Consider the following 18,412-nt stretch of genomic DNA (forward strand, 5'->3'; position numbering starts at 1 on the left):
CCTACTGGTGTGACCATCGAACTGGAGCGCACCCGATCGGGCGGTGACACGGCACCGGTCACCCCCGCCACCCGGGTACACGAGATCCTGTCGGCGCACATCCTCGCCGACGGCTTCGATTTGGTGCTGGACCTGACGAACTCCCGCGGCTGCCGCCTCGTCGACGAACGCGACGGCAGCACCTATCTCGACATGTTCGGTTTCTTCGCGTCCAACGCGCTGGGCATGAACCACCCCGCGCTGGCCGACGATCCGGACTTCCGCGCGGAGCTGGCGACGGCCGCGCTGAACAAGCCATCCAACTCCGATATCTACACCGTGGAGATGGCGCGGTTCGTCGAGACGTTCGCGCGTGTGCTCGGCGATCCGCGGCTACCGCACCTGTTCTTCATCGACGGCGGCGCCCTCGCCGTGGAGAACGCGCTCAAGGTCGCGTTCGACTGGAAGAGCAGGCACAACGAATCTCGCGGCAGGTCAACGGATCTCGGTACGAAGGTGCTGCACCTGACCGGGGCGTTCCACGGCAGGACCGGCTACACCATGTCGCTGACCAACACCGACCCGGTCAAGACCGACCGCTTCCCGAAGTTCGATTGGCCCCGCGTCGACACGCCCTACCTGGCGGCCGGCTGCGACATCGAGGCCGCCGAGGCGAAAACGCTGGACCAGATGCGCCGCGCGTTCGCCGAAAATCCCCACGACATAGCGTGTTTCATCGCCGAGCCGATCCAGGGTGAGGGCGGCGACCGGCATTTGCGGGCCGAGTTCCTGCTCGCCGTGCAGCGGCTCTGCCACGAGAACGACGCGCTTTTCGTCCTCGACGAGGTACAGACCGGCGTCGGAATGACCGGAACCACTTGGGCCTACCAGCAACTCGGACTCTCGCCCGACGTGGTCGCCTTCGGCAAACGGACCCAGGTGTGCGGCGTGATGGCGGGCGGGCGCGTCGACGAGATCGCCGACAACGTGTTCACGGTCGGCTCGCGGCTCAACTCCACCTGGGGCGGCAACCTGGCCGACATGGTCCGCGCCCGCCGCATCCTCGAGGTGATCGAGCGCGACGAACTCATCGAGCGGTCCAAGCCGCTCGGCGAGCATCTGCTGCGCAGGTTGGCGGAGCTCGCGGCGGCGCACCCCAGGGTCACCGAGCCGCGCGGGCGCGGCCTGATGTGTGCGATCACCCTGGCGACGGCGGAACTGCGCGACGCGGTGCTGACCGCGCTGCGTGAGCGCGAGCACGTGCTGATCATCGGTACCGGCGAGCGCGGCATCCGCTTCCGGCCGCCGCTCACGGTCAGCGCGGCGCAGCTGGACGCCGCCGTCGACGCCGTCGAAAGGGTGCTGGGTTCGGTCGACTGACACGCGCGCGTCGGCGCTGCTTGCGTGGATAGCCCGGAAATCGCTGTCCGACCCGTAGGCTTCGCTTACATGTCGTCTCACTCCTCCCAGGCACGGTGCAGGCGCGTGAACCGACGTGGCGCACCTAGCGTATTCTTCGCGTCTTTGGCCGCTGTTGCGGCGCTGACCAGCTGTACGACGAGCGAGGCCGGCATCGTCGTCACCGAATCGACGAGTTCGGCCGCCGCGGCGGCGCCGGGCTCGGACGCTCCGCCTCCGCAGATCGCCAATCTGTTGCCAGGTATGCCGCCGCCGCTTTCGCCGACCGATGTGTACGCGGCCAACCGGGAGCTGAGCCCCTCGGTGGCCGATCACCGGCCGCTGGTGTACGTGCCCAACAGCCAGTCCAACACCGTCTCGGTGATCGACCCGAACACCTTCCAGGTGATCGACACGTTTCCGGCGGGCGGCCAGGAGCCCCAGCATGTAGTGCCGTCCTACGACATGCAGACGCTCTACATCACCAACGATCTGCCGATCGGCGGCGGCAGCCTGCGGCCGATCGACCCGCGCACCGGTCTGCCCGGGGAGCCGTTCCCGGTCCGCGACCCCTACAACATGTACTACACACCCGACGGCCGGTTCGCCGTCGTCGTCGCCGAGGCGGACAGGTCGCTGGACTTCTACGATCCGCGGACCTGGGAGAAGGCGCACGCCCTCTCGGTGCCCGATTGCGCGGGCGTTGACCACATGGACTTCACGGCAGACGGCCGCTTCGCCCTGGCCAGCTGCGAATTCATCGGCCGCATGCAGGTTTTCGACGTCGCGGACCGCAAGCTGGTCAAGACCATCGATCTCGCGGGCGGGCGCTCGGGCAAGCCACAGGACGTGAAGCTCTCCCCGGACGGGCTCACCTTCTACGTCGCCGACATGGCGGCGGGCGGCCTCTACGTCTTCGACGCGCTCACCTTCGAGAGCAAGGGCTTCGTGCCCACCGGCGACGGCGCGCACGGTCTCTACATCACCCGCGACTCCAAGCAGATGCTCGTCACGAACCGGCACGAGGGCAGCATCTCGGTGTGGGACTTCGCGGAGAACCGCCTGGTACACAAGTGGTCCGTACCCGGCGGCGGCAGCCCCGACATGGGCAATATCTCCGCCGACGGCCGGGTCTTCTGGGCCTCGGGTCGCCACCACGGCGAGGTCTACGCGATCGACATCGTCGAGTGGAAGCTGCTGGCCCGCATCCCGGTCGGGCGCGGACCGCACGGGCTCACCATCTGGCCGCAGCCGGGGCGCTACTCGACGGGCCACACCGGGGTCATGCGTTAGGCCCTGTCTCGAAATCCATCCGGCGCCTCCACGGCCCGGATCGCCGCTTGGCCGCGTTGTCGTCGTCACCGATCCAAGCCCGGTATCGGCTCCTGCTTCCGCCTTGCCACGCGATGAGTGCATTCGGCCGGAATTCGTAGGCGTACCACCGCGACTGGGCGCCTTGTCCGGCCCGGCGCGTCCGAGCGACGGCAACCGGTTGCGGCGGGTATCAGCTGGTCTCGGCGAGACGCAGCCCGAGGCCACCTTCGACGAATCGACCGACCGCCGTACGCCCGGCGTCGAGCGCGGATTCGTAACCCGCGCGCGACCAGCCGGCGAGCTCGGCGGTGCCGTCAGCCGCCGGGGTGACGACGATCTCGGCGACCATTTCCGCCGTGGTGGGTTCGCAGACCGCCCAGGAGTAGTGGGTTTCCTTGTCCCACTGGGCGCTTCGCTGGGCGACGTACCCGGGATCGGTGATACCGCCCGCGGCGAGCGCGGGGCGGTCGTCGATCCGTTCGTCGGCGCGCAGTGCGCGCAGGTACCAGCTGCCCGCGTTGATCTCGATGGGTTCCATCAGTGCTCTCCATGTCGGTCGCCGAACGACAGGGCGCGACCCATCGCGCGCTCCCGCACGGGAGCGCCGGTCCGGATGCCGGGCAGCTCGTCCACGGGGAAAGGCTAGCGTGAGCGGCCCCGGCCGCCGCGGGGCGGGCAGCGGGGGCGGAAGTCGGGCAGCTCACACCATTCGAGTCGGCCAAAGCGGGGTACGCTCCCTGTAAGGCTGGGCCCGACACGACAGTGTCGTGAGCTGGACTTTCGGTGGTGTACCCCGGCATTCGGGAGTCCGCGTCGGCGCGGCGGATGTCGACGGTGACTGGGAGGTTCGCGATGACAGCGGCGCGGTTCGGTCGTTATCGGCTGGAACGGCTGCTCGGCAAGGGCGGCATGGGCCAGGTCTGGCTGGCCTACGACACCACCGACCGCAGGCACGTCGCGCTGAAACTGCTGCCCGCCGAGCTCGCGGCGGACGCGGTCTACCGGAAGCGTTTCGAACGCGAGGCCCAAGTCGCCGCCGCGCTGCGCGACCCGCACATCGTGCCCATTCACCGGCACGGCGCCGTGGACGAGCGGCTGTACATCGAGATGGCCTTCGTGGAAGGCACCGACCTCGCCGCGCGGCTGTCCGAGGGCGGACCGCTCGCGGCGGGCGCGGCGCTCGACATCCTCGGGCAGGTCGCCGCCGCCTTGGACGCCGCGCACCGCGCCGGGCTGGTGCATCGCGACGTCAAGCCCTCGAACATCCTGGTGGCCCCCGGCGGCTTCACCTATCTGATCGACTTCGGCATCGCCCGCGGCACCGGTCAGACCTCGGTCACCACAACGGGTCTGGCGATCGGCACCTGGGCCTACATGGCGCCGGAGCGCTTCAGCGGCCACGCCGACGCGCGCGCGGACGTCTACTCGCTCGCCTGCGTCCTCTACGAGACCCTCACCGGCGGCCGCCCGTACGGCGACACCGACCCGGCCCGGCAGATGCACGGGCACCTGATGACCGACCCGCCGAGCGCGTCGTCGGCGAACCCGGACGTTCCGGCCGGGCTCGACGCGGTCATCGCGCGGGGGATGGCGAAGGAGCCGGGGGATCGGTACGCCAGCGCGGGGGAGTTCGTGCGGGCGGCCCGCGACATCGTTTCGCCCTGCGCACCTTCTCCGCAGCCGACTCGTGTGCTCGGGCAGCCGGGGGGCTCGCGGCCTCGGGTTGAGGCGGTCGGGCCTGCGCCAGCCGGTGTGTTCGAGCATCCGGTGCTCCGGCCGACGCGGGTCGAGACGATCGGGCCCGAGATGCCGGGCGGGCAGCCGCCGACTCCGGTCGCGGCGGGGACCGGTGCTCCGAAGCCGACGGATGTACCCGCGCGACTGTCCAGCCCGGCGGCCTCGGGCGTTCTCCCTCCGACGAAGGTGATGCCCGCGCCGGGACCAACGCCGACGCTGGTGCAGACCAGGGTCGCACCGCAGGACCCGCGGCCGCAGGGCCATTCGGCAGGTGTCGTGCCTCCGACTTCCGTGCCGCCCGATGGCGTGTCGCAGGGCCGGCCACCGTCAGGTATCGGGCAGAGCCTGGTGCCGCTGGGCTACGCGCCCGCGATGCCGCCATCGGCCGCCGCCCGTCCTGCATTGCCGGTCGGTCACCCCTACGGCAAGCGGTGGTACCTGCGGCGCAAACCGGTCCCCGCGATTCGGCGCCCACGGTCGCTCGGGCCGGTGTGGCCGTCGCGTGGGCCCGCGTACGTCGCGCCGCCGCGTCGGGAGCTCCCGCCTCGGCGCAAGCGTGGTGGGGTGCTGCGGAAGGTGATCGGTGCGTTGGTCGTGATCTTCTTGGCGCCCTTCGTCTTCGCGGCGGGGTGCCTGGCGTTGATCGCCGCGGTCAGCGGGGACGAGTCCGCGAGGACGCCGCCGACCGCGATGGTCGAGGAGCGTCCGGAGCCCGCGCCGAACCCGGACGCACCCGCCCCCGCGTACAGCGCGGTGCGGGACGGCAAGTTCGAATTCGCGGTGACCGACGTGAAGTCGGGAGTCTCGCGTGTCGGTCTGCAGTCGGCGCGCGGCGCGTTCCTGGTCGTCACGCTCGCCGTCCGGAACATCTCCGACGAGGTGAAGTGGTTCCTGCCCTTCGGCCAGAAGCTCATCGACGCCGAGGGCAACGCGCTCGATCACGACACAACGGCCACCGCTTGGCAGGCGATGCAGTCACGTCTCGGCTACTCCTTCGAACTGCGTCCCGGCATGTCGGCGACCACCGTGCTGGTCTTCGACGTGCCCGCGGGCAGCACACCGGCCCACCTCGAACTGCACGACTTCGTGCTCTCCAACGGCGTCAGCGTCGCGCTCGACTGAGCGGTCCGGCCGCTCCTCGGCTCGCGGATCGCGACGTCCGATCGCTCGGTCGCGGGTATCGGCCCGTTGCCCGCCGGATCGGCCCCTTGTCCGCACGGTGACGCGCTCGATCGGGCGCAGCCGCTCGCCGAGCAGCAGCGCGCCGAGCACCAGCGCGCCGAGCACCAGCCTCAACAGTGCGGGGAGGCGGGGCCGGGACGGTGTGGCGCGCCAGAGCATTCGGCAACGGACTTCAGGCGGCGTCTACCCGGGCAAGGGTCGTGAGGACGGACTGGCGGCCGATCTCGAGCGCCTCGGTGAGCAGCGCGGTATCGCGGGCGGTGCCTTCGACAGTGGGCGACCCCGCCGGGGGACGGATCTCCAGAACCGTGTCACCCAATTCCGCCAGGAGTGCGTCTTCGGCCTGTTCCGTTTGCGGGCGGCGCAGCCAGGCACGGTAGGCGCCGGGTGCGCGCAGGCGAAGATAGTTGCCGCCGACCAATTGGTGCACGCGGGAGGCGGGCGGACGGGTCTCGTCGGCGCGGCGGGTGCGCAGCACCAGGAAGTGGGTCGCGCCGCCGCGGACCGCGCTGTGGATGGGGATCGGCTCGGCGATGCCGCCGTCGAGATAGGGCACGCCGTCCAGCACGACCGGCGGACCGGCCAGGATCGGCAGGTTCGCGCTGGCCCGCAGCGCCCGCATCAGGGTGCGCTTGTCGTAGATGTGCGGGCGCAGGTCGATGGCGTTGCCGGTGCGGATGTCGGTGCCGATCGGATGGAAGGTGGTGGGGTTGTTCAGGATCGCCGGAAAGTCCATGGGTTCCAGGCCGTCGTAGACGCGGTGCACCAGGAACCGCACGTCGAAGGCGGCGCCGCCGCGCAACAGCCTGCTCGGATCGATCACCCGTCGCATGATCTCGGGGTTGGACCAGGACCGCATCCCGGGCACGGCCCGCCCGCACAGCAGCCAGGCGCCGTTGATCGCGCCCGCCGAGGTGCCGTAGACCGCGTCGAACACCCCGGAGAGGCCGAGCTCCTCGAGCGCCTGCACCATCCCGCTGGAATAGACCCCGCGGCTGCCGCCGCCCTCGATGACGAGCGCGAGCCGATGCCCGTCCGCGCGGGAACCGGTGGCGCTGCGGCCGCGGATGATCTCGGCCACTGTAGAGCTGGTCACCGCACCACGATACGACAAGAGCGGGCGTGGACTTCGTTGTCCATCACCCGCTCTCGTGCGGTGTCGTTCGACCCAGTGTGCGCGAGGTGCGCCTTACTTGATCTCGGCCAGCACCGTGCCCTGGGTGATCGCGGCGCCCGCCTCGACGGCGAGACCGGTCACGACGCCCGCCTTGTGCGCGTTGACGGGGTTCTCCATCTTCATGGCCTCGAGCACCGCGATCAGGTCGCCCGCTTCCACGGACTGGCCCTCTTCGACGGCCACCTTCACGACGGTGCCCTGCATCGGCGCGGTGACCGCGTCACCGGAGGCGGCGCCGCCGCCCGCGCCGCCACGCTTGCGCGGCTTCGGCTTCTTGCGGATCACGCCTGCGCCGTTGCTCGCGGCGCCTGCGGCGCCCGCGCCCACGGTGAAGTTGCCGGGCAGCGAGACCTCGACGCGGCGGCCGCCGACCTCGACGACGACCTTCTGCCGGGGCAGCTCCTCGTCCTCGTCGGCCGGGGCGCCGCTACCGGTGTAGGGCTCGATGTGGTTGGTCCACTCGGTTTCGATCCACTTGGTGTAGACGTCGAACTTCTCGCCGTCGCCGATGAACGCGGGGTCATCGACGATGGCGCGGTGGAACGGGATGACGGTGGCCAGGCCCTCGACCTGGAACTCGGCCAGGGCGCGGCGCGCGCGCTCCAGCGCCTGGGTGCGGTTCTCGCCGGTGACGATCAGCTTGGCCAGCATCGAGTCGAACTGTCCGCCGATCACGCTGCCCGCGACCACGCCGGAGTCGACGCGCACACCGGGGCCCGACGGCTCGCGGTAGACGTCGACCGGACCGGGGGCGGGCAGGAAGCCGCGGCCCGCGTCCTCGCCGTTGATGCGGAACTCGAAGGAGTGGCCGCGCGGGGTCGGGTCTTCCTTGATATCCAGCTCTTCGCCGTTGGCGATGCGGAACTGCTGACGCACCAGGTCGATGCCCGCGGTCTCCTCGGTGACCGGGTGCTCGACCTGCAGGCGGGTGTTCACCTCGAGGAACGACACGGTCTCGCCCTGCACCAGGTACTCCACGGTGCCCGCGCCGTAGTAGTGGGCTTCACGGCAGATCCGCTTGGCCGACTCGTGGATCGCGGCGCGCACCTCGTCGGACAGGAACGGCGCCGGTGCTTCCTCGACCAGCTTCTGGAACCGGCGCTGCAGCGAGCAGTCGCGGGTGCCCGCGACCACGACGTTGCCGTGCTTGTCGGCGATCACCTGCGCCTCGACGTGGCGGGCCTTGTCCAGGTACTGCTCGACGAAGCACTCACCGCGGCCGAACGCGGCGACCGCCTCGCGGGTGGCCGACTCGAACAGTTCGGGGATCTCCTCGATGGAGTGCGCGACCTTCATGCCGCGACCGCCGCCGCCGAACGCGGCCTTGATCGCGACCGGCACGCCGTACTTCTCGGCGAACTCCACCACTTCCGCGGCGTTCTTGACCGGGTCCTTGGTGCCCGCGGCCATCGGCGCGTTCGCGCGCTCGGCGATGTGCCGGGCGGTCACCTTGTCGCCCAGATCGCGGATGGACTGCGGCGACGGACCGATCCAGATCAAACCGGCGTCGATCACGGCCTGGGCGAAGTCGGCGTTCTCCGACAGGAAGCCGTAGCCGGGGTGGATCGCGTCCGCGCCCGCCTTGGCGGCGGCGTCGAGGATCTTGTCGAACACGAGGTACGACTCGGCCGAGGTCTGACCGCCCAGGGCGAAGGCCTCGTCGGCGAGCTTCACGAAGGGCGCATCGGCGTCGGGCTCGGCGTACACCGCGACACTGGCGATGCCGGCGTCCTTGGCCGCCCGAATCACACGCACGGCGATCTCGCCTCGATTAGCTACGAGTACCTTCGTGATCCGCGCGCTGGCATGGCTGGGCACTGAGCCTCCTGGTTGCAATCTTCTGGTCGCTTCGCGGGATGGGGGCCGCACATGGCCCGTTCCCGGTAGGGGTCGGAACACCGCGCAGGCCCCGTGCCCGTGACGACAATTTTCGTCTGGGGCGAGTGTAGGCAGTCTGCCAACAGACGCCGAACTCGGATAGCCCTACTGAACAGTAGGTCGCGCATCACACAATCGCATCCGGTGTGATCGCGCACCAGTTGGGCTCCCGAGCGAAGGCTTACTTGCCGCGGCCGCGACGCGGGCCGTTTGCCGAAACCTCGCCCGGTTCGGTCCCCTTGGCGATGGGCATCCGCACCGAATTGCCCCACTCGGTCCACGAGCCGTCGTAGTTGCGGACCGTACCGTAGCCGAGCAGGTAGGTCAGCACGAACCAGGTGTGGCTGGAGCGTTCGCCGACGCGGCTGTAGACGACCAAGTCGTCGGCACCGTCGACCGGCGCGTAGATGGTATCCAGCTCGGCGCGCGAGCGGAAACGTCCGTCCGAGCCGAGCGAACGGTCCCACGGGATGTTCAGCGCCGTGGGGATGTGGCCGCCGCGCAGCGCCGCGTCCTCGGGATTGTCGGGCTTGGGGGTGAGCTCCCCGGAGTACTCCTCGGGCGAGCGCACGTCGAGCAGCGGCTTGCCGAGGTGGGTGAGCACGTCGTCGCGGAAGGCGCGTGCGGTCGCGTCGTCGCGGCGCACGGTCGGGTAGTCGCTGGCCGCGAGGTTCGGGGTATCGAAGGTGGTGTCGCGCTCCTCGGAGATCCACGCATCGCGCCCGCCGTCGAGCAACCGCACGTCCTCGTGCCCGAAGAGGGTGAACAGCCACAACGTGTGCGCGGCCTGCGCGTTGCCACGATCCCCGTAGATGACCACCGTGTCGTCGCGCGCGATGCCCTTGGCCCGCATCAGTTCGGTGAAACGGGCGCCGTCGATATAGTCACGCGTGACCGGATCGTTGAGATCACCGCGCCAATCGATCTTGACGGCCCCCGGCACATGTCCGATGTCGTAGAGCAAGATGTCCTCGTTGGACTCCACGATCCTGAGTCCCGGCGCGCCTATGTTTGCCGACAGCCACTCTGTGGTTACTAGTCGGTGAGGATGTGCGTACGTTCCGAATGAGGGATGAGCGTCCGGGGCAACGGGCACGATTGGGGTCCTTCACGCGAGGTAGACGGTGGTTACGGCGGTTCGGGTCTCACTGCGATGGTAAATGTGAGGCGGTAGTGAACTTCGTTTCAGATCACGAATCGGCTGATTGGGCGAATAAATCGCACCCTCATCCGATAAAGTCTCCCGGGAGGAGGGGTGAGCTATGTCCGATTCTTGGCCGCGGCGGCGACTGCTCGCGATCCTACGTGGCGCAAGCGAGCCTCTCGATGCCCAGGAACTGGCCAGGATCACCGGACAGCACGTCACGACGGTGCGATTTCACCTCGATGTGCTCACCAAGGAATCCCTCGTTCGGCAATTCCAGCAACCTCCGCGCGGCCGCGGCCGACCGCGCATCGGTTACAGCGCGGTGCAGCGCTCGGTCGGATATCAGGAACTGGCGCAGGTGCTCGCCGACCAGCTCGGCCTCGACCAGCGCCGCCGCTCGGAGGCCGCCCTCGCGGCCGGACGCGCCTGGGGGGGCAAGCTCGACGCCGGCGATCACCCCGTGGAGTCACTGGAGGACGCCAGAGACCTCACGCTGACGTTGCTCTCGGAACTCGGGTTCGCGCCGGAACGCGATCCGGCCGCGGAGAACGGCGATCAGGTCCTGATCCGGATGACCGCCTGCCCGCTGCGCGAACTGGCCCGCACGCACTCCGAGGTGGTGTGCGGCGTGCATCTCGGGTTGATCAGAGAAGTGCTCGACCGCAACGGCGCGCGCGGCGAGGTGAACGTCCAGCTGCGCCCGTTCGTGGAACCGGAGCTGTGCCTGACCCGGCTCGAATACCTGGCCCGCCGGAATCAGGAGAATCGCGAGACGGCGTCGGCGCCCGTAGTCGCCGAGCAGGGCGGCGCGGAACCGCCTCTCACGCCGCCGCTACTGGGCCGTGTGGCGCCACAACTGCGCAATGCCGACCCCAACGTCGCCAAGCAGTCGGCGCAGCAGTGGTAGACCGATACCGATGACGCTCGACGGATCGCCGTCGATCCGGTCGACGAACCAGCCGCCGAGCCCGTCCAACGTGAACGCGCCCGCCACCTGCAGCGGCTCGCCCGTGGCGATGTAGGCATCCAGCTCGTCGGGTTCCGGCTTCGCGAAATGCACCGTGGTGGCACTGCAGTCGACGGCATCGGCGACGATCTCGCCGTCCCGCATCCGCAGCACACAGTGGCCGGTGATCAGATCGGCGCTGCGCCCGGCCATGTCGGCCCAGCGGGCCCGCGCCACCTCGGGAGTGTGCGGCTTGCCCTGCAGAACGCCGTCCACCAGCAGCATCGAATCGCAGCCCACCACAACGCAATCGGCGGCGAATTCGGGGATGGTGGCGGCGACGGCGGCCGCCTTGGCCCTCGCCAGCTCGACGACGACGATCTGCGGAGCGGTGTCCGCGGGCAGGGCCGCCGCGACCGCGTCCTCGTCCACGTCGGAGACACGGACAACCGGGTCGATGCCTGCCGAGCGCAACACCTCTCGGCGGGCGGGTGACGCGGACGCGAGAATCAGCGTCGTCGTCACCGAAGGTGCGACAGCTGCGGGAAGGCGTACGGCGAGAACGGCGACGTGCCGCGGTGCATCATGGTCGGGCGTCCCCACCCGTCCGCCGGGCCGGTCGGGGCCGAAGCGCCCGAGGCGTTGGCGGCGGCGGAGAACACGCACACCAGCGCGGCGATCTCCTCGTCGCTCGGTGAGCCCTTGATGATTCGAATGAACGGCTGCTCGCCCGCCTCGGCGGTCGGGGCCGCGTCAACGGTGACCGCCTCGACCTCTTCCGCGATCGGGTCGACTGCGAGATCCAACTCGGCGGCGGTCAACACGTCTTCCTCTGCCACGGTCGTCACAGTGCCAGATCCTTCCTCTAGCTCGATCGGGCGTAGACCTCACCCGAAACGGGATGACGCGATAATCATCCTCGGATCCACTCATTGCGTCTCGGCAACCAGTGTGCGCGGCCTACCGAGGGTATCGCTGATTCAGAGCGGGATGTTGCCGTGTTTCTTCGCAGGAAGAGTCACCATCTTGCGCTCCAACAGTCGCAGCGCGGACACGATCTGACCGCGAGTGTGCGACGGCGGGATGACCGCGTCCACGTAACCGCGCTCGGCGGCGACGTAGGGGTTCACGAGGGTGTCCTCGTACTCGTTCTGCAGCTCGAGCCGCAGCGCATCGACGTCGTTGCCGTCCTTGGCCGCCTGCTGCAGCTGCTTGCGGTAGACGAATCCGACGGCGCCCGAAGCGCCCATCACGGCGATCTGAGCGGTCGGCCACGCGAGGTTCACGTCGGCGCCCATGTGCTTGGAACCCATGACGTCGTAGGCGCCGCCGTAGGCCTTGCGGGTGATGATCGTGATTTTGCCCACAGTGGCCTCGCCGTAGGCGTAGAGCAGCTTCGCGCCGCGCCGGATGATGCCGTTGTACTCCTGGCCGGTGCCGGGCAGGAAGCCGGGAACGTCGACCAGGGTGATGATCGGGATGTTGAACGCGTCGCAGGTGCGCACGAAGCGCGCGGCCTTCTCCGAGGCGTCGATGTCGAGGCAGCCCGCGAACTGGGTGGGCTGGTTGGCCACGATGCCGACGCTGCGGCCGTCGATGCGACCGAAGCCGACGATGATGTTCATCGCGCGCTCGGCCTGCACCTCGAGGAATTCGTCGTCGTCGAGCAGGCGACGGATCACCTCGTGCATGTCGTACGGCTGGTTCGGCGAGTCCGGGATGATCGTGTCCAGCTCGAGGTCCTCCTCGGTGAGGGAGTCCTCGATGGCGCCGTCGATCGGGTCGGTGGGCGCGAAGCGCGGGGCATCGGCGCGGTTGTTGCTCGGCAGGTAGCTCAGCAGATCCTTGACGTAGTCCAGTGCGTCCTGCTCGCCGGAGGCCACGTAGTGCGCCACACCGGACTTGGTCATGTGGGTGTGCGCGCCGCCCAGGTCCTCCATGGTGACGTCCTCGCCGGTGACCGTCTTGATGACGTCGGGACCGGTGACGAACATCTGGCTGGTGCCGTCGACCATCACCACGAAGTCGGTCAGCGCGGGGGAGTAGACGTGGCCACCCGCGGCCGGGCCCATGATCAGCGAGATCTGCGGGATCACGCCGGAGGCCTGGATGTTGCGGTGGAAGATCTCGCCGTAGAGGCCGAGCGAGACGACGCCCTCCTGGATGCGGGCGCCAGCGCCCTCGTTGATGCCGATCAGCGGACGGCCGGTCTTGAGCGCCAGGTCCATGACCTTGACGATCTTCTCGCCGTACACCTCGCCGAGGCTGCCGCCGAAGACGGTGACGTCCTGGCTGAAGATGCACACGTCGCGGCCGTCGATGGTGCCGTAACCGGTGACGACGCCGTCGCCGAGCGGGCGGTTGTTCTCCAGGCCGAAGTTGACGCTGCGGTGGCGGGCCAGCGCGTCGAGTTCCACGAAAGAGCCCTCGTCCAGCAGTGCGAGGATGCGTTCCCTGGCGGTCATCTTGCCCTTGGCGTGCACCTTGTCGACTGCCGCCTCACCCATCGGGTGCTTGGCCTCTTCCAGCCGATTCCGCAGGTCAGCCAGCTTCCCGGCGGTGGTGTGGATATCGGGTTCGCCCGCCGAACCGGATGCGGACTGCTGCTGGACACTCGTCATGGCTCGGAGTGTAACCAGTGGCAGTTGGTCTTTCTAACCCAGTAGGGGCTACCCGCTAGTAGAAAAGCCCAGGTGGACAAGGGCGCAAAGGGAAATTCCACGGCCGTTTACGGGACATCGGCCGAGTGTCCGGAACCGGCTGCGACGAGGCGCCGCGGCGGCGCCGGAAAATTCGGTTTCCCCGCCGCGGGGCGTCCGGATATCCTCTCGGAGTCCATCTTTCGGCTCATGGGGAGGAGCCAGACATGTGGGAGTGGGGTAGAACCGTCGCCGAATACGCCACGGCGGCGGCATGGACGAATTGGCGAGTTCGCGAGGCCGAGCCGACCATCCTCGATCCGGAAACGGACGAAGAGGAGGCGGCCGGGGACAGCGGGGCGCGCGGGGAACGAGAGCCGGGCATGACCATGGCCGGCTACGACCTCGCGGGCTGACACCGTTCGCTCCCGTCCCGGCTCGGGACGGGAGCTAGTAGCCTGCACGTTCGTGCAGACGCCACCGCCCGATACAGCGCATCGACCGCCTTTGGATGCCGAGCAGTTGCGGCGGGGTCTCGCCGAGAGCGACCACGCGGCCTTCTTCTCGCGCGTGGAAGTGGTGGAATCCACCGGTTCCACCAACGCCGATCTCATCGCGGCGGCCGCGACATCCGATGACCACCGCGTCCTGATCGCCGAAACGCAGGAGGCGGGCCGCGGTCGGCACGCGCGTACCTGGGTGAGCCCGCCGCGGGCGCAGATCGCCCTGTCGATGCTGGTGCGCCTGCCCGGCATCGAGCCCGCGGCGCTGGGCTGGCTGCCGCTGCTCACCGGCGTGGCCGCGGTGGACGCGCTGCGCGCGACGGCGGGTGTGGACGCGATGCTGAAATGGCCCAACGACGTCCTGATCGGCGGTCGCAAAGTGGCGGGCATCCTCGCCGAGGTGGCCGCGGGCGGCGATGCGCCTGCTGTGGTGGTCGGCATCGGTGTGAACGTGAGCCTCACCGAGGCCGAATTGCCGGTGCCGCATGCCATCTCGCTCGCGCTGGCCGGTGCCGCGCAGACCGACCGCACGCTGGTGGCGCAGTCGCTGCTGATCGAGTTCGCGCGCCGCTTCACCGACTGGCGCGACGCGTCGTGGGCCACCGGCGAACTGGCCGACGCCTACCGCGAGCGCTGCGCCACGCTCGGCATGGACGTGCGCGCCGAACTGCCCGGCGGGCAGACCCGCACCGGTGTCGCGACCGACATCGACGCGAGCGGGCGTTTGCTGATCGGGGACTACCCGGTGTCGGCGGGCGACGTCACCCATTTGCGCGCCGATTACTGAGATAGCCGTCATGCGCGCTGCAGGTCTCCCTTCGCCGCCTCCCTGGCGAACATGCGGTCGCGCTGCTCCTCGAACTTGAGCACATCGCGGCCGAGCTTTTCGATGAACGCGCCGAGCCGCTCCCGCGCTTGCTCGCCGCGCGGCCCGAAGTCGTTGCGTTCGAAGACGTCCCACTTCTTGAGCACCGGGTTCATCACCTCGTCGAGGTGCTGGCGCAGGTCGTAGATGCCGTGCTTGGCCATGAGCACGCCGTTGCGGCGGAAGTTCGGCATCCCTGCGCCCGGCATGACGAAATTGGTCAGCACCTGGGTCAGCGCGTGCATCGCCTGGTCGGGCACCAGGTCGAGGGCCGCGCCGTACATGTTGCGGTAGAAGATCATGTGCAGGTTCTCGTCGGCGGCCACCCGTTGCAGCATGCGGTCGGCGATCGGGTCGTCGCAGACCTTGCCGGTGTTGCGGTGGCTGACCCGGGTCGCGAGTTCCTGGAAGGTCACGTACGCGACGTTGACCAGGAAGCCGTCCCAATCTGCAGGCGCGTGCACGCCCTGGGTCATGTGGATCATCCTGGCCTGTTCGAGCGCGACCGGATCCACGCCGCGGGTGACGACCAGATAGTCGCGCATGACGATGCCGTGCCGGTTCTCCTCGGCGGTCCAGCGGCCCACCCAGGTGCCCCACGCGCCGTCGTTGCTGAAGTTCTCCGAGATCAGGCGATGGTAGGAGGGGAGATTGTCCTCGGTGAGCAAGTTGGTGATCATCGCGGCCTTGGCCACGTCGCTCAGCTTCGACTGTTCGGGATCCCAGTCGACGCCGCCCATCGCGGCGAAGTTGCGGCCTTCGTTCCACGGCACGTAGTCGTGCGGGTGCCACTCCTTCGCCATCGACAAGTGCCGGTCCACGTTCTCTTCGGCCACCGGTTCGAGTTCGGTCAGAATTTCGAGCTGAGTCAGATCCCTGGTCACACACGCCTCCTCAGTCGTCAGTGCACGTCTTGCCGAGCGGTTGTCTTCGGAGTCTTGGCCGAGCTTGTCGAGCAGCGGAACCGGGTCGTGCGCATTGCGAATCAGCTGAGTGAAGCGGGTGTCCCGCAAGCTGACGATTGTGCAGCACTCCGGGGCCGGTGTCAGGCATTTCGGCATCATGCCGCGGTAGGGTTCCCCCATGGGTTATCCGGAGGATGTGCTCGCACCCGACGAGCAATTGATACTCCATCGCCATCCGCATTGGAAGATGCTCTTCTGGCCCATCGTGACGCTCATCGCGGCCACGGCGCTGGCCGGTTTCGCGGGGGGCCTGGCATACCGCAACACCCCGGAGAGCGCCAAGACCGTTGTGCTGGTCCTGGTCTTCGCCATCTGGCTCGCGATCGTCCTATGGCGTTGTATCGCACCGATTCTCAGCTGGAAGACGACGCACTTCATCGTCACCGAGCGGCGGGTGCTGGTACGCCAGGGCGTGCTCACCCACACCGGCATCGACATCCCGATGAGCCGCATTTCGAGCGTCCAGTTCCGGCACGGGCTGTTCGACAGGATGCTCGGCACCGGCACCCTGATCATCGGCTCGTCCTCGGAGGAGCCGCTCGAATACGACGACATCCCCGGCGTGCAGGATGTGCACGCGTTGCTCTACCACCAGGTGTTCGAAGTGGGGCGATCGAGCAATCAGCACGGGTACGGCTCGGCGGGCGGCTATCGGTGAGTCCGGCGTGGTCGCCGGATATCCGTAATCTGTTCGCATGACCGCCGTACTCCTGGCCGAAGACGACGAGGCCATCGCCGCGCCGCTGTCGCGCGCGTTGGGGCGCGAGGGTTACCACGTCACCGTGGAGAGCTTCGGCCCCGCCGTGCTGCGCCGCGCGCTCGAGGGCAACCACGACCTGCTGATCCTCGACCTCGGCTTGCCCGGCATGGACGGACTGGAGGTGTGCAGGCAGGTGCGCGCCCGCGGCGCCGACCTGGCCGTGCTGATGCTCACCGCCCGCACCGACGAGGTGGATTTCGTGGTCGGGCTGGACGCGGGCGCCGACGATTACGTCGGCAAGCCGTTCCGGCTCGCGGAGTTGCTGGCTCGCGTGCGAGCGTTGTTGCGCCGCAGCGGAATCGGCGACGAGGCGGTCGAGGTGGGCGGTATCAGGCTGGAGCCCGCCGCGCGCCGGGTGCTGGTCAACGGCGTCGAGGTCGGTCTGGCCAACAAGGAGTACGAGCTGCTCAAGGTGCTCATCGACCGGGCGGGTCAGGTGGTGCCACGCGAGACGATCCTGCGCGAGGTCTGGGGCGACGCCGAATTGCGCGGCTCCAAGACGCTGGACATGCACATGTCCTGGCTGCGCCGCAAGATCGGCGACGAGGGGCCGATGGCCGAGCGGCGCATCGTCACGGTGCGCGGCGTCGGCTTCCGGCTGAACACCGACTGACGTGCGGCGCCGAATCCTGCGGTCGATGCTGACCGTGCTGACCATCACGACGGTCGTACTCGGCGTGCCGCTGACCTACACGGCCTGGCTGTGGGTCGAGGACATCACCCGCAACGACCTGCAGAGCAGGCTGGATCGCGTCGCCGCCGAGGTCATCGCCCAGGAAAAGGCCGACGGTCTGGTGCGCGGCGGCTTGGACGTGCGCGTGGTGCGCCCGCTGGTGCCGGAGGACGGCAAGCTCACGATCGTCTACCCGAGCCCGCAGGACAACGCCTCCCGCCTCGACATCGGCGCCGAGTCGGTGGCCGACCCGCTGGTGGAATCGCTGTCCATGGGCACATCGGGATCGCTGCGCCTGGAGGTGCCCGCCGGGCCGATGCACGCGCGGCAGCGGCAGGCGGTCGCGGTGGTCGCGCTGGCCGTGCTCGCCTCGCTCGGCGCGGCCGTGACGGTCGCGGTGGTGACCGCGCGCCGCGTCGCCGATCCGCTGCGCGACGTCGCGGCGCGCGCGGCGCGGCTGGCGATGGGCGATTTCCGCCCCGATCCGCGCCGCCACGGCATCTCCGAACTGGACCGGGTCTCCGACGTGCTCGACTCGGCCACGGTCGAGATCGCGGGTCGGCTGCAACGCGAGCACGCGCTGGTCGCCGACGTCTCCCATCAGCTGCGCAGCCGCCTGACGGCGGTACGGCTGCGGCTGGACGAACTCTCCGCGCACGCCGACCCCGAGGTGGTGCACGAGGCCGAGGAGGCGATGGCACAGGTCGACCGGCTCACCGACGCCATCGACGAACTGGTCCGCGCCTCCCGCGACGAGGACGCCGCCGACCGCGATCCGATCCCGGTGATGGACGAGCTGTGCGGCATCGTCACCGAGTGGACCCACCCGTTCGCCGAGGCAGGCCGCACCCTGCTGCTGACCGGCGACGCGTCGCTGCGCGCGCCGATCACCGCCTCGCGCCTGCGGGAGGCGGTGACGGTGCTGATCGACAACGCGCTCATGCACGGCGGCGGCACCTGCACGGTGTCGGTGCGCACGGTCCGTCCAGGGAATGCCCGCGAGCCGCTGGTGTGCGTCGAGGTGGCCGACGAGGGGGAGGGCGTGCGCGACGAGCTCGCGCCGCACATCTTCGATCGCGGCTTCTCGGCGGGCGGATCGACAGGTGTCGGCCTGGCCTTGGCGCGCGCGTTGATCGAGGCGGACGGCGGCCGCCTGGAGTTGCAGCGCCGCAGGCCCGCGCTGTTCGCGGTGTTCCTCGGGTCGTCGGTGTCGGCGCGGACGGCGGGTACGGTCCCCGAGCCGCGCTGA

At 69.2% G+C, this 18,412-nt stretch carries 17 protein-coding genes; 9 read left to right on the forward strand and 8 right to left on the reverse strand.

The window, feature by feature from the left end; genetic code table 11:
* Nucleotides 1-9: 9 nt before the first annotated feature.
* Nucleotides 10-1,359, forward strand: coding sequence for an L-lysine 6-transaminase (gene lat, locus AB0H50_RS32680; protein ID WP_357460358.1), 1,350 nt, complete (start codon nucleotides 10-12; stop codon nucleotides 1,357-1,359).
* A 144-nt stretch (nucleotides 1,360-1,503) separates the two neighbouring features.
* The gene (locus AB0H50_RS32685) at nucleotides 1,504-2,670 is read left to right on the forward strand and encodes a hypothetical protein (RefSeq protein ID WP_357460361.1); all 1,167 of its coding nucleotides are present in this window, start codon (nucleotides 1,504-1,506) and stop codon (nucleotides 2,668-2,670) included.
* Between the two features lie 211 nt (nucleotides 2,671-2,881).
* Here AB0H50_RS32685 and AB0H50_RS32690 read toward each other — a convergent pair whose 3' ends face one another.
* The gene (locus AB0H50_RS32690; protein WP_357460363.1) at nucleotides 2,882-3,229 is read right to left on the reverse strand and encodes a hypothetical protein; all 348 of its coding nucleotides are present in this window, start codon (nucleotides 3,227-3,229) and stop codon (nucleotides 2,882-2,884) included.
* 314 nt (nucleotides 3,230-3,543) lie between these two features.
* Between AB0H50_RS32690 and AB0H50_RS32695 the strand changes: the two genes are divergently transcribed.
* Nucleotides 3,544-5,550 carry a protein kinase gene (locus AB0H50_RS32695; RefSeq protein WP_357460366.1) on the forward strand — a complete coding sequence of 669 codons (2,007 nt, stop codon included), beginning with the start codon at nucleotides 3,544-3,546 and terminating at the stop codon, nucleotides 5,548-5,550.
* 232 nt (nucleotides 5,551-5,782) lie between these two features.
* Here the strand turns inward: AB0H50_RS32695 and AB0H50_RS32700 are convergent, their stop codons facing one another.
* The 3 genes from AB0H50_RS32700 to AB0H50_RS32710 all read right to left on the reverse strand — a co-directional run bounded on the left by AB0H50_RS32700 (nucleotide 5,783) and on the right by AB0H50_RS32710 (nucleotide 9,761).
* Complete coding sequence (locus AB0H50_RS32700) at nucleotides 5,783-6,706, reverse strand: patatin family protein (RefSeq protein ID WP_357460369.1); 924 nt, start codon at nucleotides 6,704-6,706, stop codon at nucleotides 5,783-5,785.
* A gap of 93 nt (nucleotides 6,707-6,799) precedes the next feature.
* Nucleotides 6,800-8,605 carry an acetyl/propionyl/methylcrotonyl-CoA carboxylase subunit alpha gene (locus AB0H50_RS32705; RefSeq protein ID WP_357460371.1) on the reverse strand — a complete coding sequence of 602 codons (1,806 nt, stop codon included), beginning with the start codon at nucleotides 8,603-8,605 and terminating at the stop codon, nucleotides 6,800-6,802.
* A 241-nt stretch (nucleotides 8,606-8,846) separates the two neighbouring features.
* Nucleotides 8,847-9,761, reverse strand: a complete 915-nt coding sequence (locus tag AB0H50_RS32710; RefSeq protein ID WP_357460374.1) for a sulfurtransferase — start codon at nucleotides 9,759-9,761, stop codon at nucleotides 8,847-8,849.
* 166 nt (nucleotides 9,762-9,927) lie between these two features.
* Between AB0H50_RS32710 and AB0H50_RS32715 the strand changes: the two genes are divergently transcribed.
* On the forward strand, nucleotides 9,928-10,719 hold the full coding sequence (locus tag AB0H50_RS32715; protein WP_357460377.1) for a transcriptional regulator: 792 nt from the start codon (nucleotides 9,928-9,930) through the stop codon (nucleotides 10,717-10,719).
* Here the strand turns inward: AB0H50_RS32715 and AB0H50_RS32720 are convergent.
* The 3 genes from AB0H50_RS32720 to AB0H50_RS32730 form a co-directional block, all read right to left on the reverse strand.
* On the reverse strand, nucleotides 10,645-11,283 hold the full coding sequence (locus AB0H50_RS32720; RefSeq protein WP_357460380.1) for a nucleoside triphosphate pyrophosphatase: 639 nt from the start codon (nucleotides 11,281-11,283) through the stop codon (nucleotides 10,645-10,647). The genes AB0H50_RS32715 and AB0H50_RS32720 overlap by 75 nt on opposite strands.
* Nucleotides 11,280-11,606 (reverse strand): acyl-CoA carboxylase subunit epsilon, encoded by a 327-nt coding sequence (locus AB0H50_RS32725; protein ID WP_357460381.1) that lies wholly within the window; start codon nucleotides 11,604-11,606, stop codon nucleotides 11,280-11,282. The genes AB0H50_RS32720 and AB0H50_RS32725 overlap by 4 nt, the downstream gene beginning before the upstream one ends.
* A gap of 132 nt (nucleotides 11,607-11,738) precedes the next feature.
* Entirely contained in the window at nucleotides 11,739-13,379 is a 1,641-nt protein-coding gene (locus AB0H50_RS32730; RefSeq protein ID WP_357460384.1) for an acyl-CoA carboxylase subunit beta, read from the reverse strand.
* A 245-nt stretch (nucleotides 13,380-13,624) separates the two neighbouring features.
* Between AB0H50_RS32730 and AB0H50_RS32735 the strand changes: the two genes are divergently transcribed.
* Together AB0H50_RS32735 and AB0H50_RS32740 are read left to right on the forward strand one after the other, a co-directional pair.
* On the forward strand, nucleotides 13,625-13,813 hold the full coding sequence (locus AB0H50_RS32735; protein WP_357460387.1) for a hypothetical protein: 189 nt from the start codon (nucleotides 13,625-13,627) through the stop codon (nucleotides 13,811-13,813).
* Between the two features lie 52 nt (nucleotides 13,814-13,865).
* Nucleotides 13,866-14,687, forward strand: coding sequence for a biotin--[acetyl-CoA-carboxylase] ligase (locus tag AB0H50_RS32740; protein WP_357460389.1), 822 nt, complete (start codon nucleotides 13,866-13,868; stop codon nucleotides 14,685-14,687).
* A gap of 8 nt (nucleotides 14,688-14,695) precedes the next feature.
* On the opposite strand, the gene AB0H50_RS32745 is transcribed toward AB0H50_RS32740, so the two are convergent.
* Nucleotides 14,696-15,649: an acyl-ACP desaturase gene (locus AB0H50_RS32745; protein ID WP_357460391.1), complete on the reverse strand. Its 954-nt coding sequence runs from the start codon at nucleotides 15,647-15,649 to the stop codon at nucleotides 14,696-14,698.
* A gap of 199 nt (nucleotides 15,650-15,848) precedes the next feature.
* Between AB0H50_RS32745 and AB0H50_RS32750 the strand changes: the two genes are divergently transcribed.
* The 3 genes from AB0H50_RS32750 to AB0H50_RS32760 are packed head-to-tail and all read left to right on the forward strand — an operon-like array spanning nucleotide 15,849 to nucleotide 18,412.
* On the forward strand, nucleotides 15,849-16,388 hold the full coding sequence (locus tag AB0H50_RS32750) for a PH domain-containing protein (RefSeq protein ID WP_357460394.1): 540 nt from the start codon (nucleotides 15,849-15,851) through the stop codon (nucleotides 16,386-16,388).
* A 37-nt stretch (nucleotides 16,389-16,425) separates the two neighbouring features.
* Nucleotides 16,426-17,103 (forward strand): response regulator transcription factor, encoded by a 678-nt coding sequence (locus tag AB0H50_RS32755; RefSeq protein ID WP_067787709.1) that lies wholly within the window; start codon nucleotides 16,426-16,428, stop codon nucleotides 17,101-17,103.
* Between the two features lies 1 nt (nucleotide 17,104).
* Nucleotides 17,105-18,412 (forward strand): HAMP domain-containing sensor histidine kinase, encoded by a 1,308-nt coding sequence (locus tag AB0H50_RS32760; RefSeq protein ID WP_357460396.1) that lies wholly within the window; start codon nucleotides 17,105-17,107, stop codon nucleotides 18,410-18,412.

Origin of the sequence: Nocardia sp. NPDC050793 (assembly GCF_040654065.1) — a bacterium.
In the GTDB taxonomy this organism is placed as follows: domain Bacteria; phylum Actinomycetota; class Actinomycetes; order Mycobacteriales; family Mycobacteriaceae; genus Nocardia.